Here is a 25,103-nt window from a genome sequence, read left to right on the forward strand (position 1 = left end):
TGGCTTCGGTTCTGGAATATTAAAAAGAGCCAGTATGGTTAGGCGCCGGGCTCCTAGTTGAGAGGTAAAGTATGCAAGGCATAATCAGTGCTGGCAGCGGACGTGCATTAATTTCCCCACTGTCTGAAACGAGAGCGCGTTAGTCATGCCCATCAGACTGGATAAAGTTCCACCTCTAGCGCCACGTCCTGAACGGCCTCGTATCTGGTTGTGGCTCGGCTTGCTGCTGTCGAGTTTGTTGTTGGGACTCGGAGGGACCTTGCTGTTCGGCGACGAAACGTTGCACCAGAAACCTGATGAATTCTGGGGCCTGGCCTTAGGCGTACCGATCCTGAGTTGGTGCGTGCTGGGTTTTGGGCGAATGCTGTTTCATATGGGCGAACACGATGCTGCCGATGGTTGGGATGAAGCGCGGGAAGAAGTCCTGATCCGCAAAATTCGACAGGGTCGACGCTCGCAGCAAGTGTTGAGTGTGAGCTGGTATACCGCGCTTCGAGCGCCAGGGGAGCCGCCGGCCGCACAACTGGATGCCTTGCTGAGCGCAACCATAGCCCTGAAATCTCAGCCGTCGAGGTTGGACCTGACTACTGTTAGTCATAGTCGCCTGTCAGCGGGTAGGGATGCAGACCTCAAACGGACACTACTGCGAATACTTGCACAGGTGCTCTCCGACTTGGCGCCAACCCTGGCGCGATTGCCTGATAACGCGCCGCTCACCCTGTTACTGGAAGTCGATAGCGGTTTGTCTGACGACCAGTGGCGCCGAGTGTGGCAAAAGGCATGGGGAGAGTCCGGCATCCGCCAATCGACAGTACCCGTCGAGGGCAATGGGCTGGCCGCGCTGGACCAATGGCTCGACCAGCGCATCGGCGACCAGGCCCTGCTGCTGGTGCTGGCCGTGCAGCTTGCACCGGAACAGCCCGAGGGCACGGCAGAAGTCGCCGTCGGCGTGTTGTTCGGCAATCGCCTGACGCAAACCACCTTGGCGCCGATCGCCTACCTGCACCGTCCTGAACAGGAGCGCCAGCCTACCGACGCCGATCTGCTCTATGTCACGCGTCAAGCCCTCGATTGGGTGCCGCTTGAAGCGAAGTCAATCGAGAAGACCTGGCGGGTGGGTATCGACCCACAACGTCATTCGGCCATCGCGACCGTGTTGGCTAAAGAACCCCTGTTGGGCAAGCAGGCGCTTTGCAACCTCGATGCGTTGTTGGGGCATCCCGGGAAAGCATCACCTTGGCTGGCTATCGCGGCCGCGACGCAGACGATTGAGCGCGGTGCTGGAGCGCAATTCATCTTCAGTGGTGGTGGCCCTGCCACGGCCGGACTCTGGGGCACGGTCTTGATGCCTGTGTCGGCACCTTCTAAATAGGAATTCGCATGCAGTTTCGAACTGCGCGACAAAGCGGTGCGCGACGTGGTGCAAACCACGTTCGTGCTCAACGGCGAGAAACACGAATACTTCAATCAGAAGGAAAGCTGGCAGCGCTTCAGTTGGCCTGGCTTCAGCAGCCACCCGGGCACCAGTTTGATCTGGACCAGCGTGCAGGCCAGTGAACGGCTGTTCGGTGACTACGAAGGCACCTGGGGGTTGATCCGCCTGCTGGAAAAAGCCCGGGTCACCCCGCTGAACGACAGCGACATCCTGCACCGGCTGCAACTCAAGGCCCCGGACGGCCTGGAGCTGACCCGGAACCTGCGCACGGAACTGGGCGCGGGGCCGTTCGCGTTGCTGAAGTTGCGAGGGTTCACCTTGCCATAAGCGGTTAGGCCGGTTCTTTCGCTTCGACCTTGCCGACCGTCTTGCGATACGTCAGCAACACAATACCGGTGACAACGATCACCCCACCCATCACCTGACCGGCACTGAGCATCTGGTCCAGCACGATCCAGCCCATCAACAAGGTCGCCAGCGGTTCGATGTTCATCACCGGTGCATTGCGCGGCATGTTCAGGCGGGGCACCGAGATGAACAGCACGATAAACCCGGTGCCATAGAGCACCACCAGCGTGGCGAGGGCCAGCCAGCCGGTGGTGGTTGCCGGCAGGTTCAGGCCGCCGGGGAGGGCGCCGCTCAGGCCGGCGAGATTGACGCTGCTGAAGACGATGAAGATGGTCAGCAGGCTGCGCACCGAACCGCGCACCTGGGGCAGTTTGTGATCGGTGATCCACAGCGCGCAGGCGAACACGCTGGCGGCGCAGAAGGCGAGGGCGACGCCGAGCAGCCACTGCGGGCCGGCGCTGCTGTTGGCCGAGAGGCGTCCCGGCACGTCCAGTACAAATACCAGGCCCAGCAGAATCAGGCCCATCAACGCGGCGGTGCGCGCGGTCGGTCGTGGCCCGCCCAGCGCCCAGGTGAGCAGTGCCAGCAGGATGGGGAAGACGTTGGCCACCAGCAGCGCCAGCGCCACCGGCACCCGTGCCACGGCAGAGTAGAGGCACAGGCTTTGCGCAGTGATCAGCAAGCCCAACAGCAGCTGCCAGCGCCAGGCGCCCGCGGGCAGGCGCAGACTTTGGCGCTGCCAGAGCACCAGCGCGGCCAGCACCAGCACGGTGGCGCCCGAACGCATCAGGATCGCCAGCAATACGCCAGCGCCGTCATCGAACGCCACCCGCGCGGCCACATGGTTGCCGGCGAAGGCGCACCCCATGCACAGCAGGATGAGCACGGCGAGGTGGCGGGGGAAGGGGGGCGGGACGGTTTGTGCGGTGGCGAGGCGGGTCATGGCGGGGTCTCGAAGGGTGTTTGCCATCGTCGGGGATGGACGGGTGTTTTTATTATGTTGTCGTACAACTTGGTGAGTTTGTACCGTTTTGGATTGGAGGGGCAAGGGTGCCTAGCTTGTTGGATTGCTCAGGGCTTGGGGGGTGTGGGGGATGATTGCTTGCGAGGAGGGAATGGCGAATTGTAAAAGAGGTCGTATGACTTCGGCTTTTGTGGTGACCGTCCGGGCCTCTTCGCTGGCAAGCCAGCTCCTACAGTTGATCGCTGTCGTGCACGGATTCTGTGTTCGCCGCAGATCCCCTGTAGGAGCTGGCTTGCCAGCGAAGGCGGAGTGTCAGGCGACATCAATACAGCTGATTCACCGCTTATGCCTCTGCGTTGACTGCGTGACAATCAAAAAACCGCATAGCGCGGACCGGCGAATGCTTTACTCCGTGAATCAGACTCAAACCCGGGTATCGCTCGTCGGGAGTGACAGCTATGGCGCACTGCACATGGATTCATTGATCACTGCGGCGGCGCGCGCGCTGGCGGCGGGTGATCCGCTCGGGGCGCTGGACCGGGTGGCGTTGCGCGACGACGCGCCGGCGCTCGCCCTTCGGGGCATCGCGATGGCGCAGCTCGGCGATCTGGTGCGGGCCAGGGCGCTGGTGAAAAGTGCGGCGCGGGCCTTTGGGCCGAAAGAGGCGGTGGCCCGGGCGCGGTGTGTGGTCGCCGAGGCCGAGATCGCGCTGGCCTCGCGGGACCTGGGTTGGCCGGTGAAGGCCCTCGATGCGGCGCGGGTGACGCTCGAGGCTCACGGCGATCGGGTCAACGCAGCCCATGCGCGCTATCTGCAGATCCGGCGCTTGTTGTTGATCGGCCGGCTCGATGAGGCAGAAGTCTTGCTTGCCGCGCTTGATCCGGCACCGCTACCCCCGGTGTTGCGCGCCGCCCATGAACTGGTGGTGGCGGGGATTGCCATTCGCCGCCTGCAGTCGCAGTCGGCGCACAATGCCCTGGCACGGGCCAGGCATGCGGCCGAAGTGGCCGCTATTCCGGCGCTGACCGCCGAGGTCGAAAACGCCGCGCTCATGCTCGACACGCCCGCCGCGCGCCTGATCGTCCAGGGTGAAGAGCGGCCCCTGTTGCTGGATGAGGTTGAGTCGCTGCTCGGCTCAACGTCACTGGTGGTGGATGCATGTCGTTACAGCGTACGCGGCGCCGGCATGTCGGTGTCCCTCGCCACCCGTCCCGTGCTGTTCACCCTGGCCAGAATGATGGCCGAGACCTGGCCCGGTGATGTGTCGCGCGAAGCGCTGATCGCCGGTGCCTTTCGCTTGAAACTGACGGACGAATCCCATCGCGCCCGGTTGCGCGTCGAAATCGGCCGGCTGCGGGCGGCCCTCAAACCCTTGGCCGGTGTGATGGCGACCCCGCGCGGATTTGCCCTGGTGCCTTTGGTATCCACCGACGTGGTGGTGCTGGCGCCACCGGTCGATGAGAAGTTTGCCGCGGTGTTCGCCTTCCTCGCCGACGGCGAGTCATGGTCGAGTTCCGCCCTGGCGCTGGTCCTTGGCGCCAGTCAGCGCACCGTGCAGCGCACCCTCGAGGCGCTGGCGGCGGCGGGCAAGGTGCAGGCATTCGGGCGTGGGCGGGCGCGGCGCTGGATGACCCCGCCGATCCCGGGTTTCGCGACGACCTTGTTACTCCCGGCGCCACTGCCGAGTGACTAGGATGAACGCCATCGACAGTGGCAAGGTGAGGGCGGTTCGGCGTCCCAGATGAGACGCCGAACCTGCTCAATCAATGCACGCGTAGACCACCAGTTCCACCAGCATCTCCTCCCTGGCCAACCCGGCGACCACCACGGCCGCTCGGTTGGGGTAGGGCGCCTGGAAGTACTCGGTGTAGAGCCCGTTCACTGTGGCCAGGTAGCTGCGGTCGGTGACGTAGATCAGCACCTGGGTCACGGCATCCAGCGAGCTGCCGGCGGCCTCCAGGGTATGGCGCAAGTTGTCCAGGGTCTGCCGGGCCTGCGCTTCGATGCCACCGGTGACCACCTGGCCCTGGCGGTCGATGGGGATCTGCGCGGTGTACAGCGTGCCGTTGCCGACCACCGCCCATTCCATGGGGGCGCGCGAGGCGAAGAGATCGGTGTTGATGGCGTATTTCATCGATGGTTTCCTGACAGCAGGCTTAATGATGTTCAGCGGGCGTCGCTGCTTTCGCCGGCACCGCGGCGTCGGGATTCTTCGGTGCTTTCCACCAGCACCTGTTCGCCCAGTTTTTTCAACATGACCCAGACCTCGTCGTCGACCTCCAGGCCGCCGGCGAGCTGGCCGGTGAGGAGCGGCGGGTCGCCGGGATCCGTGTCCTCGGCGCTGAGCCGTGGCAGCAGGGTGAAGTGCCGCGAGATCAACACATTGATGCTTTGCTCGTCGCTGCGGGCAGAGGGTGGCAACGCGTACACCCGCAAGGACGGCGTACTTTGCCCGGCGGCCAGGGTGGCGACCAGTTCCTGGCGAGCGTCGCGCCAGTAGACGCAAAAGTTCAGCCCTTGATCGGCGCAGCGCGCCAGGTAGCCAAGCAGCAGGAGGCGGTTGTGGCAGTGGCGGATCCGGACCTGCGCACTGCCGCCGCGCAGGGCCTTGCTCACGCCCAGTTCGACGGCCTGGGCGGCGCAGCGCAAGACGCTTTGGCCGTGGGCATCGAGGGTCAGTTGTGCGGCATCTTCGTAACAGGTATCGAACGGTCGATCGACTTCATCGTGGAGAAAGGCCAGGGCTTTTTTCAGCGCGCCGATACCGTCGAGCCCCTGCAATTGCAGCCAGGCGATCATCTCGGCGGCGTCGTCGCAATCACCCGGGGCAAAGCCGATGCCTTCGAAGGCCTTGCGGCAGATCACCTGGATTTCATTGAGCGAGACACGCATATCAGAGTTCTCCGGCAGCGGTTGCCAGTGGGGGCATGACGGCGAAATTCCAGTCATCGCTGAAGGGTTGGCCAATTTCGCTGACCAGGGGCGCGCCCTGGAACAGGGTGATGCGTACCCAGCGACTGGACTTGGGGTCGAACTTGCCGGCACCGAAGAATGCCAGCTTGCAGCGCAGCAGGTGGATCGGCAGCATGCTGCGGTCCATCAGGTTGGCGCGGATTTCCCCATAGGCGCAGCGGTCCATGCCCTGCAAGCGGCAGACGGTGCCTTTGAACTGCGGCTGGGCCAGCAGGAAATGCGCGGTCAGTTGCTGCGGATGCTGTTCCCGGTAGACCGAGAGGGCGCGGTGGCAGCGTTGAATGTTGTGCGCAATGCCCAGCTGCATTTCCTTTTCGGCACCCGGTTCCATGGCGCGCTCGCCCAGACGCGGTTCCTCCTTTTCCGCCGAGCGATACCAGAAGAAATGGTTGGCCTCGGCCGCGCTCAGGTCATAGTCGAGTGCCCAGCGGTAGCGGCTCTCTATCAGTTCGCACAACTCATCCAGCGGCATCTCGGCATTGAGTCGAAAGCCTTCCTTGACCGACATGAGCTCGGCCAGCGGATCGACCTGTTCGGGGTACAGCTCCAGCAGCAGGCTCACCAGAAATTCCTGGCAACCGTTGCCGCCGTGCCTCTCGGCCCAGGCCTGCACCCGCGGCCACAGGTCGCCACTGGCGGGCTGCCCGTCGAACCACTTGGCCAGTTGCCCAAGATCGGCCAGGGTCTGCCGGTCGATAGCGCTTTGGCGTGGGTCATCGGTGGTGGTTTGCGCCAGGTGCTGGCGAGCGCGCTGCATCAGCGCCTGGAAGTGCTGCACCCGGGACAGATCGGCAGGTTGCGCCATGACCCGTGCCAGAGCGGTTTCCCTGGCCCACAGCCATTGATTGACCAACTGCGGGTGATTGATCAGGAACGGCGCCATCCCCAATCCCGTGGAATTGCCGACCCCGAGGTAACGTTGCAGGGCAATGTCCAGGCCGACGGCCCGTTGCGGGTTGCGCGCCCGGGCCATGTGTTCGATTTGCTCGATGCTGAAATGCCGCAGCAAATACACGGTAAACATCTGCGCGCTGAAGGGTTGCGTGAAGTCGGCATTGCCTTGCAGGCAACTGAAGTCGGCGATGCCGAACTTGCCGTTGCCATACACGGCGGTGGTGCGATACAGGTAGCCCACCTCGGCGAGTTGCCGCGGGTCTGGCTGACAGCCTTCGGCCAGCGCCCCGAGGAAACGCTCGAAGTTGCGCAGGCTGCGGTTGGCCCGCGACAGCACCAGCACCCGGGCATCGAAGCGTCCGGCTTCCTGCAACGGCACGTTGCGCCGCAGATCGGCCAGCTGCTGCCCATCGACATCACCGGCGAGCAGGACGAAGCTGACGTCCCACTGATCGGCGATCACCCGGTCGCTGCGTTTTTCCGGTGGCAGGTAATTCGAGAAAATCACGCAGTGATAGTGCGCACTGGCGGTGTCGATGCGGTAGATGGCGGTGCCAAAGCCTTCGGCATCCAGGTCGAAGCAGGTGCGCTGGATGCGCCACTGCTCATTCATCATGCGCCGCATGCTGCTGCGCACAAAACTCAGCCGGCTTTGAAAGTGACTGCCCAGCCGATCCAGGTCCATGACCTGGGCCGCGGGGCGCAGGGTCGGTTGTTCGGCAGCATCTGGACGGGAGGGTGACATCATTGCGATTCCTGAACTATTCATCATCAGACAGCCTGTTCGCGAGCCATGTGCCGGGCGATTCGCAGCGCATCCCAGAGCGACGGCAAAATCAACAGCGACACCGGGACCGCGGTGATCACGATAAAGGATTGCAGCGCCGTGACCCCGCCGGAACCGATGGTGATCAGCACGACCGCGGCCAGCCCCATGCCGATGGCCCAGAAGGCTCTCAACCATTTTTTCGGCTTGTCATTGCTCGACATGGCCATCGCTACGGTGAACGCCATGGCATCGCCGTTGGTGGCGACCGAGATGAAGCTCAGGAACAGGAACAGCGCGGAGACCAGGCCACCCAACGGCAGGTTTTGCGTCACCCCCAGCAACAGGGCTTCGGGTTGTGCGCCATTGGCCGTGACGATGCCGGGGGTTTGCAGTTCCAGGCCGATGCCGGTGCCGCCGACCACGGTGAACCAGAACATGGTCACGATGGGGGCGATGATCGACAGGGTCATGATCACTTCGCGGATGGTCCGGCCACGGGAGATCTTCGCGACGTAGAGTGCGACCATCGGTGCATAGCCGATGAACCAGCCCCAGTAGAACACCGTCCACCAGTCGAGCCATTTCGGATCGGCGCGAAACAGCGTCATCGGGATGAACTGTTCCAGGTGCAGGGCGAACGCCGACGGGAAGCCGCCCAGGATAAACATCGTCGGCCCGAACGCGACCATGAAGATCGCCAGGCCGATCATCAGCCAGACATTGATTTCGCTGACGAAGCGGATGCCCTTGAGCCCGACCAGGCAGGACGTGGTGTACATCACCGTGACCAGGACGATGGTGATCGACTGGACCATCAGGTCATTGGGAATGCCCCAGACCGAATGCAACGCACTGCTGATTTGCAGGCCGAGGAAGCCGATCGGGCCGATGGTGCCGGCGACCACGGCGATGATGGAAGTGGCGTCCGCCAGGGTGCCGATCGGGCCTTTGAGCGCGCGCTCGCCGAGCAATGGGTACAGGAGCGTACGCGGTGCCAGTGGCAGGCCCTTGTCGTAATGCAAATGCATCAACACGATGGACAACAGGCTGCCCAGCACGGCCCAGGCGAGAAAACCCCAGTGCACGAAGGACTGCGCGAGTGCGGCATGGGCCGCCGCTTCGGTGTGCGGTTGCACCCCGGCGAACAGCGGTGGCGGGCTGGCGAAGTGCATCATCGGTTCGGCCGCGGCCCAGAAGGCGCCACCGCCGGCGAGCAGGGCGCACATGATCACCGCAATCCAGTTGAAGGTGCTGGTGTCGGGGCGTTGGTCGACGCCGCCGAGTCGGACCCGCCCGCATTTGCTGAAGCAGATGAACAGGCTCACGGCGAAGGTCAACAGCATCAGGATCTGCCAGTACAGCCCGAAGAATTTGGTCGACCAGGCGAACAGCGTGTTCACCAGCGTCGACACGCCATCGATGTCGATCAGCGCCGCGATCAGGAATGCACCGAGGAAGCCGCCACTGATGAGAAACAGCGGCCAGTCGATGTCTTTTTTCGGCGGCGCAAGGTTCAGCGGCGGGCTGTCGACTTGCAAGGTGCTGGTGGTTTTCATGATGCCTCCAAAATACGCGCTTGAGGCTGTCCATCGCCGGGTGGGGAGATGAACGGGACGCTGTTGTTGTTTTTCATGCTGTCCTCACGGTTGATATCAGGCGTCAGTGTTGTGCGGTGGTGGCGTTTTCCAGCAGGCGTAGCCAGTTGAGTCCCATGATGTTGCGCACCTCGTCGTCGGCGAAGCCGCGGGCTTGCAGGCCCCGGGCAATGACCGGGAAGTCGCGGCTGTCGCGGAACCATTGCAGGGGTGACGGCCAGCTGGCGTTGTCCTTCGAGCCTTCGCCGTAATCCTTGTCCTTGCTCCAGCGCCCGTTGCGCATCCACTCGAGTACCCCCAGGGGTTGCTGCTGGCACAGGTCGGTACCGATGCCGATGTGTTCGACACCCATCAAGTCCGCCGTATTGGCGACCATGTCGCAGAACGCCTCGAGCGTGCAGCCCGACGCGCCCTTGAGGTGGAAGGGGTAAGTGCTGAAACCGAGCAGGCCGCCGGACTCGGCGATGCCGCGCAGTACCGCGTTGGATTTGTTGCGTTTGGCGGCGTGGAAGCTCGACGGGTTGGCATGGGACACGATCACCGGCCGGCTCGACAGCTCGATGGCTTGCAGGGTGCTGCGCTCGGCGCTGTGGGACATGTCGATCAGCATCCCGACGCGGTTCATTTCGCGGATCACCTGGCGGCCGAAGCGGCTGATGCCGTTGTCTTCGGTTTCGTAACAGCCGCTGGCCAGCAGGCTTTGGTTGTTATAGGTCAGCTGCATGATCAGCACGCCCAGCTGGCGGAAGATTTCCACCAGGCTGATGTCGTCTTCGATGGGCGAGCAATTCTGGAAGCCGAAGAAGATCCCGACGCGGCCTTCCTGATGGGCCAGACGAATATCCGCCGCCTCGCGCACCGGACGAATCAGTTCGGGCCAAGTCTCGAAACGCCGGTTCCATTCGCCGATTCGCGACAGGGTTTCCCGGGCGTTTTCGTGGTACGCAATGGTGGCGTGTACCGCACTCAGGCCGCCGGACTGCATCTGGCGAAAGATCTCTTCGTCCCAGTTGGAGTATTGCAGGCCATCGATCATCAATAAGTCGTGCATGGCGATCTCCGATTCAGGGACGCACGTAAGTGGTCTTGACCACGGTGTAGAAATCGCGGGCGTATTGCCCTTGCTCGCGCGGCCCGAAGCTCGAGTTTTTGCGCCCGCCAAACGGCACGTGGTAATCGGTGCCGGCGGTGGGCAGGTTGACCATCACGCAGCCGGTGCGGGCGCGGCGTTTGAAATCGCTGGCATGACGCAGCGACTGGGTGATGATCCCGGCGGTGAGGCCGTACTCGGTGTCGTTCAATACGGCCAGGGCCTGTTCGTAGTCGTTGACCCGGATCACGCAGGCAATCGGACCGAAGACTTCTTCGCGGTTGATGCGCATGCCGTTATGGCTTTTGATGAACAGTGCCGGGCGCATGTAGTGCCCGGCCGGCTCCAGTGCCAGCAGCTCGCCGCCTTCGACCAGGGTGGCGCCTTCGTCCGCGGCCAGTTGCAGGTATTGCAGGTTCTGTTCCAGTTGGCGGGCTTCGGCCACCGGACCGATCTGCACCCCGTGTTCGAGGGCGTGGCCGACCTTCAGCTGACGCATGCGTGCAATCAATGCGTCAACAAATCGATCGTGGATGCCGTCACAGACGATCAGCCGCGAAGAGGCGGTGCATTTTTGCCCGGTACCGAAGAAGGCACCGTTCAGTGCGCATTCGACGGCGATCTCCAGATCAGCGTCATCGAGCACCACCAGCGCATTCTTGCTGCCCATTTCCAGCTGGCAGCGCACCAGGTTGCCGGCGGTGGCAACCGCGACCCGGCGTCCGGTGGCCAGTGAGCCGGTGAAGGTCAGCGCGTCGATATGCGGCGACTGGATCAGGCTTTCGCCGACGACACCGCCAGTGCCCATGACCAGGTTGAAGGTGCCAGGCGGCAGGGCCTGGCGACTGATGATTTCGCTCAGGGCCCAGGCACTGGCCGGCACCAGGTTGGCCGGCTTGAACACCACGGCGTTGCCGAAGGCCAGGGCCGGGGCAATCTTCCAGGCAGCGGTCGCCATCGGGAAATTCCACGGGGTGATGATGCCGACCACACCGACCGGTTCGCGCTGCACTTCAATCTCGATACCCGGGCGCACCGACGCGGCCGTCTCGCCCATCTGGCGCAGCACTTCGGCGGCGTAGTAATGGAAGAACTGGGCAGAGCGATTGACTTCGCCGATACCCTCGGCAAGCGGTTTGCCTTCTTCGCGAGAGAGCAGTTGGCCCAGCTCGTCCTTGCGCGCCATCAACTCGTTGCCGATGGCCATCAACACCTGTTGGCGCTGTTCCAGGCCAGTGGCGGCCCACAGTGGCTGAGCCTCACGGGCTGCAGCGATGGCGTCCAGGGTTTGTCCGGCGCTGGCCTGGTGATAGTGGCCGACGATGTCTTTGACATCCGATGGGCTGTGGTTGGCGATAACGGCCTGGCCGTCACACCAGTGTCCAGCGATGTAGTTCTTGCAGGGTTGCAGTGCCATGGGAACCTCCGATTGCGTGGTTCCCATCATGAGAGTATTAATCTGCAAATAAAAATTAATAATAAAAATGAATTGATAAGGAAAACTTACCGTGTTGCCCGAGCTGAAGATCACCCAATTACGCTATTTCGTGCTGGTCGCGCAGCTGAAAAGCTTTCATGGCGCGGCTAAAAAGGCCTATCGCACGCAACCGGCACTGTCGTTGGCGGTGCGTGAGCTGGAACAGAAACTGGGCCAGGCGCTGTTCGAAAAAGGCGGTAAAACCGAGCTGACCCCTTTTGGCGAGCACTGTTTGCCGCTGTTCCAGGACCTCCTGGCGCACCACGACCGGATCGCCCGGGAAGTCAGTTTGCTGGCGCAGCATGAAATCGGTCAGGTCAGCATCGCCACGGTGCCGTCGGTGGCCAGTCGGTTGCTGCCGCACTTGCTGGCGCGATTTGTCAGTGAGCATCCGAAGCTGCAGATCAGCATTCAGGACGGTAACGCCGACAGCGTGCGGCAGCTGTTGCTCCAGGGGCAGGTGGACTTCGCGATCAGCAGCGTCTGGCTGCCCGATGAGAGCATTGAGTTCCTGCCGATCCTGAGTGACCAGGTCGGTGTGGTCTGTCGCCATGATCACCCGCTGGTCGCGATGGGCGACGGGGCCTTGCACTGGTCCAGCCTGCTGGCGTATCCGCTGGTGCGCAATGGCACCTCGCGTTTGCTTGAAGGTACCGCGGCGGCGGGGCTGCTGGAGAGCAGTCTGTTGTTCGTCTCCAACATGATTTCGCTGATCGCAATGCTCGAACAAGGCATTGGCATCACGACACTGCCGTCCCTGGCGTTTCCCCAGGGCAATGAACAGCTGGTGTTTCTGCCGCTTTCAGAGCCGAAAGTGGAACGGCAGATCGGTATCTTGTGCCGCAAAGGCCACAGCCTGTCACCCGCGGCGGCCGAGTTGATGAGCTTTCTGAAGGCGAATATGCACATGACAGCCACATAAATACACAACGGTGTAGGAGCTGCCGAAGGTTCGGGCCGCGTTCGGACGATCCTTTGATCTTGGTTGTTGGCGATGTCGAGAAGATCAAGATCAAAAGATCGCAGCCTGCGGCAGCTCCTACCGGGACGGGTTTTGGCCTGCAGGATTGATGGCGTACCCCATTACCCCTGGCAGGAGCCGGATGAAGAGGTGATCAAGGGCGGCAAGCTGCCGATCGTCGGCGGTTGCGTGAAGATCACCCGTGCACCGGGCTTGGGGCTGGAACTGGAACTGGATCACGATCAATTGGGCAAACTGCATGACCAGTACCTGACCTGCGGCATTCGCCAGCGCGATGACGTGAAGCAGATGCAGCGTTACAAGCCGGAGTGGAAGGCGGTCAAACCGCGGTTTTGAGTTCAGCCAACAGGCGCTCGATCTGCGCCAGCTCCCAGGTGCTGAGCAAACTGACGGGGTCGGTGCGTTGCCAACTGTCGAACACGCCCTCGCGGCCGTCCGGACTCTGGCAGCGCTGGCAGTGACGCAGGTGGTTGCCGTCGACGTCGAGGGTCAGGCGCCAGCCCTCGATATCGACCTGCACCAGGCCAGGCCCGGACTGTTCGCCGAGGCGCTGCAAAGGGCGAATGCCCAGGGAGGCATCGCGCAATGACTGGTAAACCTCGCGGGCGGTAAGAGGTGTCACGGGTGTCTCCGTCGGGTGGGGGTGGTGTAGGAGCAAGCTTGCTCGCGATGGTCGTAAACGATAACGCGTTTTTATCTGAATGAACGCGTTTCTGTTGAGGCCATCACGTGAAGATCAAAAGATCGTCCGAACGCGACCCGAACCTTCGGCAGCTCCTAGGCCGACCGTGTTCAACCCTGAGTTCAGCAGGTCTTCGCGAATCCTTGTAGGAGCTGGCTTGTCGGATCGCCGCACCGCAGCGAAGGCGGCCTAAAGCCTTGCAGCGCCCATGAAAACGCCTTCGCCAGCAAGCCGGCTCCTACAGGTTTGGTGATTTCCCAATCTGGCTATTTGCAGGTGATTGTGTCGATACCGAAGGCGGCGATCTTGGCGATCGCCCGGGCAGCCCTTGAATGGCGGGTTATTGCACGTATAAAAAAACCCGGCAGACGAGGCCGGGTTTTTCGTTGAGTGTCGCGGTAAAACCATTCATTTACGCCGCACGGCTTTCGATCAAACGATCAGAACCACCTTCGGCAACGCGATTTTCGATCAAGCGATCCGAACCATCAGCCGCCACGCGGTTTTCAATCAAACGATCAGAACCATCAGCCGCCACGCGGTTTTCGATCAACCGATCCGAACCATCGGCAGCCACGCGGTTTTCGATCAAGCGATCCGAACCATCGGCAGCCACGCGGTTTTCGATCAAGCGATCCGAACCATCAGCCGCCACGCGGTTTTCGATCAAGCGATCCGAACCACCCTCAGCCATACGGCTTTCAATCAGACGATCCGAGCCGCCTTCAGCGACAACCGGGTGAGCAGAGGTAGCGGCAAAAGCGTTAGCTGCAAAAACCGAGAAAGCGATGCTGAGGAAGATTTGGCGTTTCATGGTGGTGTGCTCCGGGGTGTAGTTGTTTGGTATGGAGCTGATGTTACGCCCCGGAGTTTTTAAGAGAACTTCATTGGGTTGATGGTGACTATCGACGCCGGCAATGGATGGTTTTGCCCGCCGTACCGTTTTTGTTTGCCTGGTCAGCCGATATCGGAGAAGCTCCTTCGGGCCCATCCGGGGCGGGCAGGTTGCATGATCGAATGGTTCAGGGATGGGGCGAATGACACTCAGGGTGATGGTGGTCGGTGGCTACGGAAACTTTGGCAGCATCGTTTGCAGGCATTTGATCGCGATGCCGGGCATAGCGTTGGTGATCTCGGGGCGTGACTCATACAAGCTATTGAGCAAGGTCGATGAGCTGCAAGCCCGGTCAGGCCGAGTCTGTGAAAGTTGGTGTGGTGATGCCATGGGCCCTGCGTTCACCGCCACACTGCGAGCGATGGGCATTGAGTGGGTGATCCACACCGGCGGCCCGTTTCAGAGGCAACCCTATGCCGTGGCACGAAGCTGCATCGACGCCGGGGTGAATTACTGCGACCTGGCGGACTGTCGCACCTTCGTGAATGGCATTGATGCACTCGATGCACACGCAAAGCAGGCAGGCGTTGTCATTCTCAGCGGCTGCAGTTCGGTGCCGACGCTGTCATCCGCCATCATCGATCAGTATCGCCACCGTTTTCAGCGCATCGACTCGATCGAGCATGGCATTTCTTCTTCAGCCAAGATGCCGGGTCTGTCCACTGTCGAAGGCGTTCTGGCCTACGCCGGCAAGCCCATCAAGCAACTCAAGAACGGCCAGGTGCATGAAGTGTCGGGTTGGCAGGACCTTACCCTGCGTAAAATGCCGCAGCTGGGGACACGGGTACTGGCCAATGTAGACGTGCCGGACATGGATATTTTCCCGGGTCGCTACGGTGTCAGGACCTTGAGTTTCAAGGCTGGTTCGGGCCTCAAACTCGGAGGTGTGGCCAACTATCTACTTGCCGGGGCGCTGAGAGTCGGTCTGGTTCGTGACCCTGCGCTCTGGGCGGCACGCTTGCATCGCTGGGGTACCCGGTTCGAGCGTTTTGGCGACGGTAAAAGTGCGATGTACATCGACGTCAAAGGGCAGGGAGGCGATGGAAAACCGCTGTCCATGACCGCGCAACTGACGGCCAGTAATGACAAGGGGCCGGAAATTCCGAGCTGTGCGGCCGTGGCCCTGGTGGCGAAAATCGTCCAGGGCTACTGTCCTGAAACCGGTGCCCGAGCCTGCGTGGGCGAAATCAGTGTCGACGAGTACATGGCCGCCATCAACGATCCGGCAAATCTGCACCTGTCCGTACACTTCTCTGACGAGCAGTCTTGAACATGCTCTACCTGTGCCTGAAATACCTCCACGTCATCGCCGCGATCTTCCTGTTCGGATTCGGCATGGGCTCCTACCTGTACTTGATCGCGGCCAGCCGCACGGCCAACCCTCAAGTGATCGCCCACGTGGCCAGAATGGTCGTGCGGTTCGACACCTGGATTACCACGCCGGCCGGCTTGATTCAGATCGCGACCGGCTACCTGCTGATGCAACTGTCCGGACTGCCATTGACTACGGAATGGATTCTGACCTCGCTGATCATCTTCCTGTGCGTCGGTTCGCTTTGGCTTCCGGTGTTAGTGTTACAGAAGCGACTTCATGTCATGGCGTTGAGTGCGGTCGACACAGGGCAGGATCTGAATGATGAGTATCGGTCGGTTTACAACAGATGGTTCTGGATGGGTGTAATCGGTTTTACGGGGATGTTCGTGATTGTGATGATGATGGTGACAAAAATGACGCTGGGGCAAATGGTCGGGATGTTGGGGATTCAGCCATGGGTTTAAGCAAACGCGAGCAAGCGCATATCGAACGGCTCCTGGTCGCCACGCTGACCGAGGCCTGCGAGACGGCCAAGGCGGAATTGGTCGGGTTCACCTGGTTGACCCACGCGATCGATTACAGCGAATTTCCTTCCAGCCTGAGGGTGGTCTGGGTCTTCGAGACTCAGGCGCAAAAGGATCAGGCATTGGCGAGCGGGCAGGGTGGGCGCATGGTTGAACTGACTGCTCAGGCGTTAGCTGAAGCCCAGGTTCCGGTTAGTCCGGTCTCGGCCCATGTGCAGTTCGATTCCGAAGAGGAATGTCAGCGTGCCAATGGTGGGAACTGGCTGCAGCGTCTGGCGCGCAAGCACTCGCCGCGCAGGTGATCGAGTTGGCTGGATTTTCCGCAAAATCGGTTTCAGCCAATGGTCGTCAGCTCAAGCCCGAGGATGTTGCCACCAGGTTCGATGTCCCACACTAAAACGACGGCAGATTCAACATCGCAGTGCCTGACAGGCCGCTATCGTCGGAACGCCGCCCGGAGCAAGCTCGCTCCCACATTGGCCCGGTGCCCGGCACAAATCTCGCAGACACCCGCAATTCCCTATGGGATGGTGCCAGGCACAAGTCCTGCAGACACCATCTGGCAACCCGATAGATGCACTCACAGCAACTATAGTGAGAGATCCATTCACGAAGGAGGTAAACCCGAGCCTGATCAGATGAGCAGGCGAGCTTTGCGATTCACCTGAGTGCGCGTAATCGACGTCTTTAAACACCACCGACTCAGGCGACTTTGAGCGGATGTGCGTTAAAGGCGATTTTTTACACTTTTCCATCAGGAGATCATCATGTCCCAGCTCGAAAAAGTACTGTACACCGCCAAAGTCCACACCACGGGTGGACGGGACGGCGCCTCACGCAGCGATGATGGCCGTCTCGACGTCAAGCATTCGTCCCCTGGCGGCCCGGGCGACGGCACCAATCCGGAGCAGTTGTTCGCCGCCGGTTGGTCCGCCTGCTTCATTGGTGCGATGCAGGTGGCGGCGCGCGAAATGCAGGTCAAGCTTCCGCCTGACCTGAGCATCGATGCTGAAGTTGACCTGGGTACCAATGCGGGCGGTTACCTGCTTCAGGCTCGCCTCAACATCAAACTGCCCGGCCTGGACCAGGAAACGGCCCGCAAGCTGGTGGATAAAGGCCACCAGTTGTGTCCGTACTCCAAGGCCACGCGGGGCAATATCGAGGTCGAGATCAACCTGGCCTGAACCTGAGCTTTCATCACAAGGGTGAGGCCGACCCTCTGCCCTTGTGATGGTTTGATGGCAGACAAACTAAACGCCACACTCGTTTGTATCTGTACGTATCCACCCCGTCGACAGCTACCTTCGCATACAAATCCATGGGTTGCGCGACACTTGCGCGATACACGGTGGCCTCCCAATAGAGCCACCGCATCCGCGGCAAACCTGGCGCGGCCTTGCCGTGCATTCCCTGGAGAAATGCGATGTCCCGTATCAACGTCCGTAGCAACTTGTGCGCTACCGCTGGCCTGTTCGCCGTGGCCGCCAGCGTGGCGCTCGCCGCCTTCGCCGGCGTCTCTCAAGCTCAAGAATCAAAGGCTCCCACCGAAGCCAGCCAAGGCGCGCAGCCGGCCAAAAGCTGGCAAACCGGGATCCACCGCACGGATCTGTTGCAGCGCGACCTGGATGTTTCCGGGCGTGAGGTGATCCAGGTTCGGGTTGATATCGATCCGGGTGTGTCATCGCCCAAGCATACTCATCCCGGGGTCGAAGTCGCCTACGTCCTGGAGGGCACGTTTGAGTATCAACTCCAGGGGCAGCCGCCGGTCACCCTCAAGGCGGGTGACTCCCTGTACATCCCTGCGGGCACTGCGCATGTCGCGAAGAACGTCGGTACGGGCAAGGCGTCGGAGTTGGCGACCTATATCGTGAAGAAAGGCGTGCCGGTTGTAGAGTTGTCGAAGTAAGCGACGGCGATTGGCAACCTATGCCAGTCGATTAAACGCAGGTCCTGTGGGAGTGAGACCGGCTTGCCGGCGAAAGCGATTTAATATTCAACATCTGTTTTGATTGACACTCCGCTTTCGCGAGCAAGCTCGCTCCCACAGGTTCTGCGTTTCAATTGACGCCTTGCGACGCTGTAATCCATTTGGTGACCGTCGGCGCCTGCCACTGCTCCAGCGCATCGATCAGGGCAGGCGGATCGGTGTCGAAGATCAGCATCTGGCTGTGTTCGCTTTTCATGAAACCCTCTTTCACGGCATGCTCGAGAAGGCTGCGAACCGGATCGAAAAAAGCGCTGATATTCAGGCAGGCGACGGCTTTGCGGTGTTCACCCAATTGCGTCAGGGTGGCGACTTCAAACAGTTCTTCAAAGGTCCCCAATCCGCCAGGCAATGCGATGAAAGCATCGGCCCATTCACTCATGCGCGTCTTGCGGCTGCGCATGTCTTGCGTCACTTCATGCCGGGTCAGTCCGGGGTGAAGGTGGCCGAGTCCGAACAACAGATCGGTAATGATGCCGACCACTTCACCGCCTTCGGCGAGCACGGTATCGGCCATCACCCCCATCAAGCCCTTGTCGGTGCCGCCATAGACCAGGCGTATGCCGCGCTTGGCGATTTCCCGGCCGAGGGCCTTGGCCCCTTCGGCATACGCCGGGTTGAAGCCGTGGTTGGAGCCGGAGAAAACGGCAATGCTGCGAAGCGGGGAAGGCGTGGACATCGGATGATTCCCGGTGGATGGCAAGCACCGATGATGCGATCCGTCGGGCGGGCGAGAAAGGTCCAAGAACCGGCTGTCGGAGTGGGCCATGATCCACTGCATTACATCAACTCGAGAATGCGCCTTCCCAGTTGTTCGGCGCTGTCTTCGCAGTCGATGTTGGCGAACCCGAGCAGCAGCGCGGAATTGGCCTGGCCCTGGATGCTCCAGTCGCTCAGGGCTTCTGCATAAATTGCGGCATGCTGCAGACGCTCGACCAGCAAGCGATCGGACTGTGGTTCCTTGAATCGCAGGATCAGGTGCATGCCACCCGGTTGCGCATCGATGCGGATCTTGTCACCCAGGGCTTTCCTGAGCCCCCGCGCAGTCATCTCCCGGCGTTCGCCATAGAGTTTTCGCATACGCTGGATATGCCGGGCAAAATGACCTTCCGTCACAAACGTGGCGACGATGGCCTGGGTGAGTTCCGGGCAGCCGCCGAGGAATATCTGGCTGACCTGTTCGAAGCGTTCGACCTGCGCCGGCGGCACAACCAGGTAGGCGAGACGGATGCCAGGAAACAGCACCTTGCTGAAGGTGCCGCAATAGAGCACCCGACCCTCGCGGTCCAGGCTCTTGAGCGCGGGCAGCGGGCGGCTGATGTAGCGGTACTCACCGTCGTAATCGTCCTCGACGATCCAGGCTTGCTCGCGGCTCGCCCACTCCAGTAGCTGCAGGCGTCGCGGCAGCGACAGTGACACGCACAACGGGCTCTGATGGGCCGGGGTGACCACTGCCGCACGCGCCCGTGCCGAATTGCTCACCGCGTCTTCGACACGCATGCCGTCCTGATCGACCGCAACCGGGGCCACTTCCATCTGCAGATGCTCCAGCAACTGGCGGGTCGGCAGGTAGCCGGGGTCTTCAACGAGCACGCGATCGCCGGGTTTAAGCAGCGCATAAGCGATCAGCGACAGGGTGTTGCGGTATCCCGAGGTGATGAACACCTGAGCGGGCGAGCAGGTAATGCCCCGTGCCACCTGCAGGTAGGTGGCAATCGCGCTGCGCAGTGATTCCAGCCCATAGACCGACGGGTTGGCCATGTCCGGGATTCGGGTGGCACGCACGCAGCGTGCGCCGATTTGCGCCCATATTTTTCGTGGGAAAGCGTCCAGCGCGGGCAGGGCCATTTGAAACGGCAGGACCGGCGCCTTGTGCCTGATGGAGGCGCTTCCCACCGAACCGGATGTTCGCTCTGTAGGGGACGAAGACGCCCTGACGTTGATGCCCGGCGCCACCACCGTGCCGGCCTGGCCGCGGGACTGGATGTAGCCCTCGGCGGTCAGCAGTGAATAGGCGGTGTCGATGGTCCCTCGCGCCAGGCCAAGTTCCTTGGCCAGCGCCCGGGCCGCGGGAATCCGCTCGCCTGGTGTGAGCAAGCCATCCGTAATCGCACCGCGGAACCGCCAGTAGATTTGCCGGTAAATAGGCTCCGGGGAGGCGGGGTCGAGGGGGGAAAGGTTGTTGATTTGATGGGTCATGGCTGCGGACAGTGTGCTCATTGTTTTTTTACCGGGACATCCGGCATCACGGCAGACGACGATGGCCTGCATTGCAAGCGGGTTGCCCAGACCTGTCGGGACGCGGTCAGCTTATTTGTTTCTCTCGTAAAGGAGCGCAAGATAAGCGACTGGACGTTCAAATAGGTGTCGCAGTCGGCTTGCATGCAGCCATCTCGGGCACCACCGGTAAGGACATTTCACCGAATAACAAGATGAGCGCGTTCTCTGTCGAATGCAGGGGCCGGAGGAGGCGTTTTGAACCCGTTCCAGCTCAGACCCGGTGCCTCAACCATCAACATGTTGCTTCAGGCGTGCCTGCAACGCCGCGACGCCGTGCCACCGACGTTAACGGAAAAAGCCGTTATACCGGGCATTCCCAATGCTCGCTACTGGCTGGACCAGGATCTGAGCCCGTTCATCCAGGATGCCATTGCGGCCAACAAGAGAGAGCATGAGGCGCTCGTTGCAAGCGGCAGGGCAGACACCATCCTGCCGCTGGCCAGTATGCTGGCAATTTCCGGTGGTGGCGACGCGGGCACCTTTGCGGCGGGGCTCATTGCAGGGTGGACCACGCATGGGAGTCGTCCTGTGTTCAAGATCGTCACCGGCATCAGCGCCGGCGCCCTGGTCGCCCCGTTCGCTTTCCTGGGGCCGCAGTACGATGCGGTCATTCAGCGCATCTCCAACGCAGTCGGCCCGAAAGACATTTTCCGTTCGCGCAATGTCCTGGCGCGTCTTGCCAGCGACGGAATAGCCGACAGCAAGCCACTGTCGCGGCTGATTGCCAAATACATCACGCCCGAGGTCCTTGCGCAGATCGCGGCGGAATATGCCAAAGGTCGAATTTTGATGATCGGCACGACTGACCTGGATTCAGCGCGGCCAGTCACCTGGAACATGGGCACGATTGCCTCCAGCCAGGCGCCGGGAGCGCTCGAGCTCTTTCGCAACATCATGGTCGCATCGATGAGTATTCCCGGCGCAGTTTCACCGGTGATGATCGATGTGGAAGTCGATGGCAAACTGTTCCAGGAAATGCACGTGGATGGCGGTGTCATCACGCAGATGTTCCTGTACCCGCCAGGCACCGTGATGGCGATGAACAAAGTCCCGGGGGCACCTGTGCGCAACGAACGTCATTTCTATGTCATTCGCAACGGAAAGCTGGCCCCGCAGTGGTCCGGGACGAAGCGCCGTACATTGAGCATTGGTGGTCGAGCCATCAGTGCCTTGATTCAAACCCAGGGGGTCAGCGACCTGGATCGGATCTACCGGATGGCGAAGCAGGATGGGGCGGACTTCAATCTTGCGTATATCGGCGCCGATTTTTGCTTTTCCCGAAATCATAAGTTCGATGGCGAGTACATGAAGCGTTTATTCGAATACGCCTTTCAACTCGGCGCGAAGGGCTATCCGTGGCATAAGTTGCCGCCGGGCCCGGTCCTCTGACTGTCCTATGAGTCATTGCAGCGCCGCCGGGTTTATTCAGCGCGTATGGATGAACAGTGTTCTCTCTGCAACGGCCAGCGCTGCAGTGAGGAGCAATGCGCCTGGTTATTTTTCCCCCAGAAAGTTCAGCATGATCGCGTTGAAGTCAGCGGGTGCCTGCATGAACGCAAAATGACTGGCATTGGGCAGAATGGCCAGGCCGGCGCCGGGTATGGTCGCGGCCAGGTACTCGGTGTGATCGCGTTTGATCGCCTCATCGTGGTCGCCATCGGCAATCAGCACCGGCGATTTTATGGTCTTCAGGTCGGCATCGCTCCAGGCCGGTTGTGTGCCCCACATATGACTGATTTGCTCGACAAACTCGTCATATTTGTCCGGGGTCGGCGACAGCTTCTTGTATTCCTGCCCGGCACGGTCGATGTAGGCGGCAAAGGTCGGGTTTTTTTCAACGCCGGCAATGACGCCATCGGTGGTCGAGTTGGCGGCGAAGGCGAATATTTTCCCCACGCGATCAGGGTGGCGTATCGCCAGATCCAGCCCCAGGATCGCGCCGTCACTCCAGCCCACCACGTCAGCCTTGGGGATTTTCAGATGGTCCAGCAGCGCAACGACGTCATCGGCCATCAAGTCATAGCCAAAGGCCTGGGTATCCCGGCCACTGCGACCATGGCCACGGCTGTCGAGCAGGATCACGCGGTGATGAGGCGCGAGGACCTTGACCTGGTTTCCCCAATAGTCGGAGTTGGCCAGGCCGCCGTGTAACAGGATGACGGGCGACCCCTGGCCGACAACGCTGTAGAACAACTTGGCGCCTTTTACGTTCAAGTAGTCGGATTTAGCGGTTGTCGTGACCTGGGGCGTGGCTGGAAGTGTTTCCCAGCGTTCGGCGGCGTAGGCCATCGAAAAGGCGGTGCACAGCAAGGCGACAGCCAACAGTCGGTTCATGGTGTTCTCCATCGGTCATCGATTCGAAGAAAAATACGCGTGTAGCACCTGGTCTGTCTTGCGCCTGGCTTCCACGACGGCATCCGGCCCCAAGGCAGTGCCTTCCACCGAGAAGAACGTTAGTGCATGCAGCCCGATCATGCCCAGTACGGCGGTCAGATAGGGCGTCAGGAAATCCGGCTGACGCGGGTTCACCCCGGAAAATCTGCCACCCGACGCCACCGCGACAAACACCGGACGGTCGCGCAGCAGGCTGGTTTTACCCTGCGCGCCGACATTGAAAGTGCGGCGAACGCGAGCGACGTGATCGATCCAGACTTTCAGTGCGGCGGGTACGGTGAAGTTATGTATGGGGGTGCCGATGACCACCACATCGGCACTTTCCAGTTCCTGGATCAGCGCTTCCGAGCGGGCGAGAGAACCTGCTTGTGAAACGTCTGCGGACGACTGTTGGGAAATCGCGTAATCCTCATCGACCTGGGAAATGGCATCACCCGCCACCACCCGGTTGATGACGGTTGCCGTCGGGGTGCTATCGAGTAAGTAACCAATGATGTTTTGTGCAAGGCGGTAGCTCTCGGAAGCTTGCCCGCGAGGACTGCAAGTGACGTGGAGGATTTTCATGATTCACCCGTTGCTGAACGTGCTGATGTGAGGGGAATCACTTTATGCAGCTTATGACCTATCACAAAGGTCCATGAATGGAGTTCCTTTGTAGTCCATGATCCCAAGGCTCGGAATGATCATGGCCCAGATAGGAACACCGATCATGGACCTTACCAAATAGGCCAAGAGGCAGCACGATGGCGTCCCTTATCCAGCAAACACAAGGACTCATCATGAGTAACCGTATCGACTACTCCAAAGCTTCTCCCGAGGGTTACAAGGCGTTTGGCGGCGTGTACGTCTATCTGCAAAACAGTGGTCTGTCCCACGAACTGATCGACCTGGTCTATCTGCGGGTTTCGCAAATAAACGGCTGCGCATTTTGCATCGACATGCATTCGCGCGATTTGCTGAAACTCGGCGTGAGCGTGGACAAGCTGGTGCTGGTGCCGGTGTGGCATGACGCGGGCGAAGTCTTCAGCCAGCGCGAACGTGTGGCACTGAGTTGGGCGGAGACCGTAACCCGTGTCGCTGAAACCGGCGTTCCCGATGCTGATTATGAGACTGCGGCTGCCGAGTTCGGCGATAAGGAATTGGCTGATCTGACGTATGCGATCGGTCTGATGAACGCCTTTAACCGCCTCGGCGTGACCTTCCGTTCGAAACCCGCGGCTGCCAACCAGGCTTGAGATAACCCTTCGGTCGGTAGAACGACCACCCGGTTTCGCCAGGCGTCAACGCCTGGCGATTCAACTTACGGAACACACCAACGGGGGCTGTCACCATGGCATGGGCACTACTGGGCATCGCCGGCATTCTCGAAATCGCGTTCGCCTTCTACATGAAAGGTTCTGACGGTTTCACCCGATTGATACCGGGACTGCTGGCGGCCGCCACGGGCTTGTCGAGCGTCTTTCTGCTTTCACTGTCACTGCGGACTCTACCGGTCGGTACCGCCTATGCGGTCTGGACCGGTATCGGCGCCGCGGGCACGGCGATTCTGGGGATGGCGCTGCTGGGGGATGCCGCCACGGCGCTGAGGATATTGTGCATTGCGCTGATCCTGGCTGGCGTTATCGGTCTCAGGCTGGTTTCGGCAAACTGAAGTGGGCCGTCAGGGCTGCAATTGCTCCACCAATTGGGGTGTCACGTAGTGCGGGCCGTCGAACAGGTACAGCGGGTAGCCGTCATACGCGGCTAGCTGCGTCTTGAGTTCGGCCGCGGTCGCGGAGCGGAATCCGCCGCCGAAGTTGGGGCGGAAGGCTTCGACGATGATCCGCACACGCTCCTTGCCCAGACGTTCGCCCAAGGCGTCAGCGTAGGTTCGGGCCACGGGTGCCGTGCGCGCATAGACGCCGACGCCATCCTGAAAGAACACGCCGATGTCATCCGGCAGCCATTGCTTGAGCCAGTCGGCAGTGGCCGCGGGGCCGATGTTGGCGCCGTCGTAGACGCTGATCCACAACGGTCGTGGCAGCTTGGCCAGCAGCGCTGGCAGTTCATTGGCGCGGGTCCAGCTGGGATCGACTTCGGCCGGGAAATACCAACCGGTGACGTGCAGTGGCGTTGGCAGTTTGGCGATGCGTTCCGAGACCGCCGCCAGTTGCTCGATGTTGTCCCTTGAACGGTTCTCGCTGAAGTAACCGGCCAACCCGAGGATGACATCCTGAGCCCAGGGTGCCTTGGCGATACGCGCCCAATCGGGCAGGACCGGGACGCTGGGTAGGCCGCTGCCGGGGATAAAAGCCTGATCGTCGACGACGGTCCATTGCACCAACAGTTCTCGAGCGCCCAGTTTTTCCCAGTTTCCGCTGATACCCACGGTCTTGTTGTCCGGCTGCCAGACGATGCCGACTACCCCCGGGTCCAGGGCCTTGGAGTTCGTCATATAGAGCATGCCGATACCTGCGCCGAGGATGATGGCAAGCAACAGGACTGCAACGGTCGCGCGTCTGG

25 protein-coding genes and 2 pseudogenes are annotated in these 25,103 nt (G+C 61.1%); 13 read left to right on the top strand and 14 right to left on the bottom strand.

Annotated features, from left to right (window positions below; genetic code table 11):
- The first annotated feature begins 145 nt into the window (after positions 1 to 145).
- Positions 146 to 1,372, top strand: coding sequence for a KPHS_23130 family T6SS system protein (locus tag ACA062_RS13495; RefSeq protein WP_497456822.1), 1,227 nt, complete (start codon positions 146 to 148; stop codon positions 1,370 to 1,372).
- Between the two features lie 12 nt (positions 1,373 to 1,384).
- A pseudogene (locus tag ACA062_RS13500) lies at positions 1,385 to 1,762 on the top strand (type VI secretion IcmF C-terminal domain-containing protein); the annotation flags it as partial.
- A 4-nt stretch (positions 1,763 to 1,766) separates the two neighbouring features.
- Here ACA062_RS13500 and ACA062_RS13505 read toward each other — a convergent pair.
- Complete coding sequence (locus tag ACA062_RS13505) at positions 1,767 to 2,726, bottom strand: EamA family transporter (RefSeq protein ID WP_497456823.1); 960 nt, start codon at positions 2,724 to 2,726, stop codon at positions 1,767 to 1,769.
- A 493-nt stretch (positions 2,727 to 3,219) separates the two neighbouring features.
- Here ACA062_RS13505 and ACA062_RS13510 point away from each other — a divergent pair, with 493 nt between their 5' ends.
- Positions 3,220 to 4,440 (top strand): helix-turn-helix domain-containing protein, encoded by a 1,221-nt coding sequence (locus tag ACA062_RS13510; RefSeq protein WP_497456824.1) that lies wholly within the window; start codon positions 3,220 to 3,222, stop codon positions 4,438 to 4,440.
- 66 nt (positions 4,441 to 4,506) lie between these two features.
- Here the strand turns inward: ACA062_RS13510 and ACA062_RS13515 are convergent, their stop codons facing one another.
- The 6 genes from ACA062_RS13515 to ACA062_RS13540 form a co-directional block, all read right to left on the bottom strand.
- On the bottom strand, positions 4,507 to 4,881 hold the full coding sequence (locus ACA062_RS13515) for a RidA family protein (RefSeq protein ID WP_497456825.1): 375 nt from the start codon (positions 4,879 to 4,881) through the stop codon (positions 4,507 to 4,509).
- Positions 4,882 to 4,913: 32 nt separating this feature from the next.
- Positions 4,914 to 5,639: a DUF3726 domain-containing protein gene (locus tag ACA062_RS13520; protein WP_497456826.1), complete on the bottom strand. Its 726-nt coding sequence runs from the start codon at positions 5,637 to 5,639 to the stop codon at positions 4,914 to 4,916.
- A gap of 1 nt (position 5,640) precedes the next feature.
- Entirely contained in the window at positions 5,641 to 7,359 is a 1,719-nt protein-coding gene (locus tag ACA062_RS13525) for a hypothetical protein (protein ID WP_497457412.1), read from the bottom strand.
- A gap of 26 nt (positions 7,360 to 7,385) precedes the next feature.
- Positions 7,386 to 8,939, bottom strand: a complete 1,554-nt coding sequence (locus tag ACA062_RS13530; protein ID WP_497456827.1) for a BCCT family transporter — start codon at positions 8,937 to 8,939, stop codon at positions 7,386 to 7,388.
- Between the two features lie 103 nt (positions 8,940 to 9,042).
- Complete coding sequence (locus tag ACA062_RS13535) at positions 9,043 to 10,029, bottom strand: dipeptidase (RefSeq protein WP_497456828.1); 987 nt, start codon at positions 10,027 to 10,029, stop codon at positions 9,043 to 9,045.
- Positions 10,030 to 10,042: 13 nt separating this feature from the next.
- Entirely contained in the window at positions 10,043 to 11,485 is a 1,443-nt protein-coding gene (locus ACA062_RS13540; protein WP_497456829.1) for an aldehyde dehydrogenase family protein, read from the bottom strand.
- Between the two features lie 91 nt (positions 11,486 to 11,576).
- Here ACA062_RS13540 and ACA062_RS13545 point away from each other — a divergent pair, with 91 nt between their 5' ends.
- Together ACA062_RS13545 and ACA062_RS13550 are read left to right on the top strand one after the other, a co-directional pair.
- Positions 11,577 to 12,467 carry a LysR family transcriptional regulator gene (locus ACA062_RS13545; protein WP_497456830.1) on the top strand — a complete coding sequence of 297 codons (891 nt, stop codon included), beginning with the start codon at positions 11,577 to 11,579 and terminating at the stop codon, positions 12,465 to 12,467.
- Between the two features lie 159 nt (positions 12,468 to 12,626).
- A pseudogene (locus tag ACA062_RS13550) lies at positions 12,627 to 12,863 on the top strand (glucarate dehydratase); the annotation flags it as partial.
- Here ACA062_RS13550 and ACA062_RS13555 read toward each other — a convergent pair.
- Both ACA062_RS13555 and ACA062_RS13560 read right to left on the bottom strand, forming a co-directional pair.
- Positions 12,847 to 13,149, bottom strand: a complete 303-nt coding sequence (locus tag ACA062_RS13555) for a DUF7693 family protein (RefSeq protein WP_497456831.1) — start codon at positions 13,147 to 13,149, stop codon at positions 12,847 to 12,849. The pseudogene ACA062_RS13550 and the gene ACA062_RS13555 sit on opposite strands and share 17 nt — an antisense overlap.
- Positions 13,150 to 13,621: 472 nt before the next feature.
- The gene (locus ACA062_RS13560) at positions 13,622 to 14,023 is read right to left on the bottom strand and encodes a hypothetical protein (protein ID WP_497456832.1); all 402 of its coding nucleotides are present in this window, start codon (positions 14,021 to 14,023) and stop codon (positions 13,622 to 13,624) included.
- A 223-nt stretch (positions 14,024 to 14,246) separates the two neighbouring features.
- Here ACA062_RS13560 and ACA062_RS13565 point away from each other — a divergent pair, with 223 nt between their 5' ends.
- The 5 genes from ACA062_RS13565 (at position 14,247) to ACA062_RS13585 (ending at position 17,849) form a co-directional block, all read left to right on the top strand.
- Positions 14,247 to 15,374, top strand: a complete 1,128-nt coding sequence (locus ACA062_RS13565) for a saccharopine dehydrogenase family protein (protein ID WP_497456833.1) — start codon at positions 14,247 to 14,249, stop codon at positions 15,372 to 15,374.
- A gap of 2 nt (positions 15,375 to 15,376) precedes the next feature.
- The gene (locus tag ACA062_RS13570; protein WP_497457413.1) at positions 15,377 to 15,883 is read left to right on the top strand and encodes a DUF2269 family protein; all 507 of its coding nucleotides are present in this window, start codon (positions 15,377 to 15,379) and stop codon (positions 15,881 to 15,883) included.
- Positions 15,874 to 16,245: a hypothetical protein gene (locus tag ACA062_RS13575; protein WP_497456834.1), complete on the top strand. Its 372-nt coding sequence runs from the start codon at positions 15,874 to 15,876 to the stop codon at positions 16,243 to 16,245. The genes ACA062_RS13570 and ACA062_RS13575 overlap by 10 nt, the downstream gene beginning before the upstream one ends.
- A 465-nt stretch (positions 16,246 to 16,710) precedes the next feature.
- Positions 16,711 to 17,127, top strand: coding sequence for an organic hydroperoxide resistance protein (locus ACA062_RS13580; RefSeq protein ID WP_150766847.1), 417 nt, complete (start codon positions 16,711 to 16,713; stop codon positions 17,125 to 17,127).
- Positions 17,128 to 17,366: 239 nt separating this feature from the next.
- The gene (locus ACA062_RS13585; RefSeq protein ID WP_497456835.1) at positions 17,367 to 17,849 is read left to right on the top strand and encodes a cupin domain-containing protein; all 483 of its coding nucleotides are present in this window, start codon (positions 17,367 to 17,369) and stop codon (positions 17,847 to 17,849) included.
- Between the two features lie 151 nt (positions 17,850 to 18,000).
- Here ACA062_RS13585 and ACA062_RS13590 read toward each other — a convergent pair whose 3' ends face one another.
- The gene (locus tag ACA062_RS13590) at positions 18,001 to 18,606 is read right to left on the bottom strand and encodes an LOG family protein (protein ID WP_497456836.1); all 606 of its coding nucleotides are present in this window, start codon (positions 18,604 to 18,606) and stop codon (positions 18,001 to 18,003) included.
- 101 nt (positions 18,607 to 18,707) lie between these two features.
- Positions 18,708 to 20,126 (bottom strand): MocR-like pyridoxine biosynthesis transcription factor PdxR, encoded by a 1,419-nt coding sequence (gene pdxR, locus ACA062_RS13595; RefSeq protein WP_497457414.1) that lies wholly within the window; start codon positions 20,124 to 20,126, stop codon positions 18,708 to 18,710.
- A gap of 276 nt (positions 20,127 to 20,402) precedes the next feature.
- Here pdxR and ACA062_RS13600 point away from each other — a divergent pair, with 276 nt between their 5' ends.
- Complete coding sequence (locus tag ACA062_RS13600; protein ID WP_497456837.1) at positions 20,403 to 21,596, top strand: patatin-like phospholipase family protein; 1,194 nt, start codon at positions 20,403 to 20,405, stop codon at positions 21,594 to 21,596.
- Between the two features lie 105 nt (positions 21,597 to 21,701).
- Here the strand turns inward: ACA062_RS13600 and ACA062_RS13605 are convergent, their stop codons facing one another.
- On the bottom strand, positions 21,702 to 22,541 hold the full coding sequence (locus ACA062_RS13605) for an alpha/beta fold hydrolase (protein WP_497456838.1): 840 nt from the start codon (positions 22,539 to 22,541) through the stop codon (positions 21,702 to 21,704).
- A gap of 15 nt (positions 22,542 to 22,556) precedes the next feature.
- A complete protein-coding gene (locus ACA062_RS13610) occupies positions 22,557 to 23,165 on the bottom strand; it encodes an FMN-dependent NADH-azoreductase (RefSeq protein WP_497456839.1) in 609 nt (202 codons plus the stop codon).
- Positions 23,166 to 23,380: 215 nt separating this feature from the next.
- Between ACA062_RS13610 and ACA062_RS13615 the strand changes: the two genes are divergently transcribed.
- Together ACA062_RS13615 and ACA062_RS13620 are read left to right on the top strand one after the other, a co-directional pair.
- A complete protein-coding gene (locus tag ACA062_RS13615) occupies positions 23,381 to 23,836 on the top strand; it encodes a carboxymuconolactone decarboxylase family protein (RefSeq protein WP_497456840.1) in 456 nt (151 codons plus the stop codon).
- 95 nt (positions 23,837 to 23,931) lie between these two features.
- On the top strand, positions 23,932 to 24,252 hold the full coding sequence (locus tag ACA062_RS13620; protein ID WP_497456841.1) for a DMT family transporter: 321 nt from the start codon (positions 23,932 to 23,934) through the stop codon (positions 24,250 to 24,252).
- Between the two features lie 9 nt (positions 24,253 to 24,261).
- On the opposite strand, the gene ACA062_RS13625 is transcribed toward ACA062_RS13620, so the two are convergent.
- Positions 24,262 to 25,044, bottom strand: a complete 783-nt coding sequence (locus ACA062_RS13625) for an alpha-amylase family protein (protein ID WP_497457415.1) — start codon at positions 25,042 to 25,044, stop codon at positions 24,262 to 24,264.
- Positions 25,045 to 25,103 lie beyond the last annotated feature (59 nt).

It is taken from the genome of Pseudomonas sp. LBUM1679, assembly GCF_059695565.1.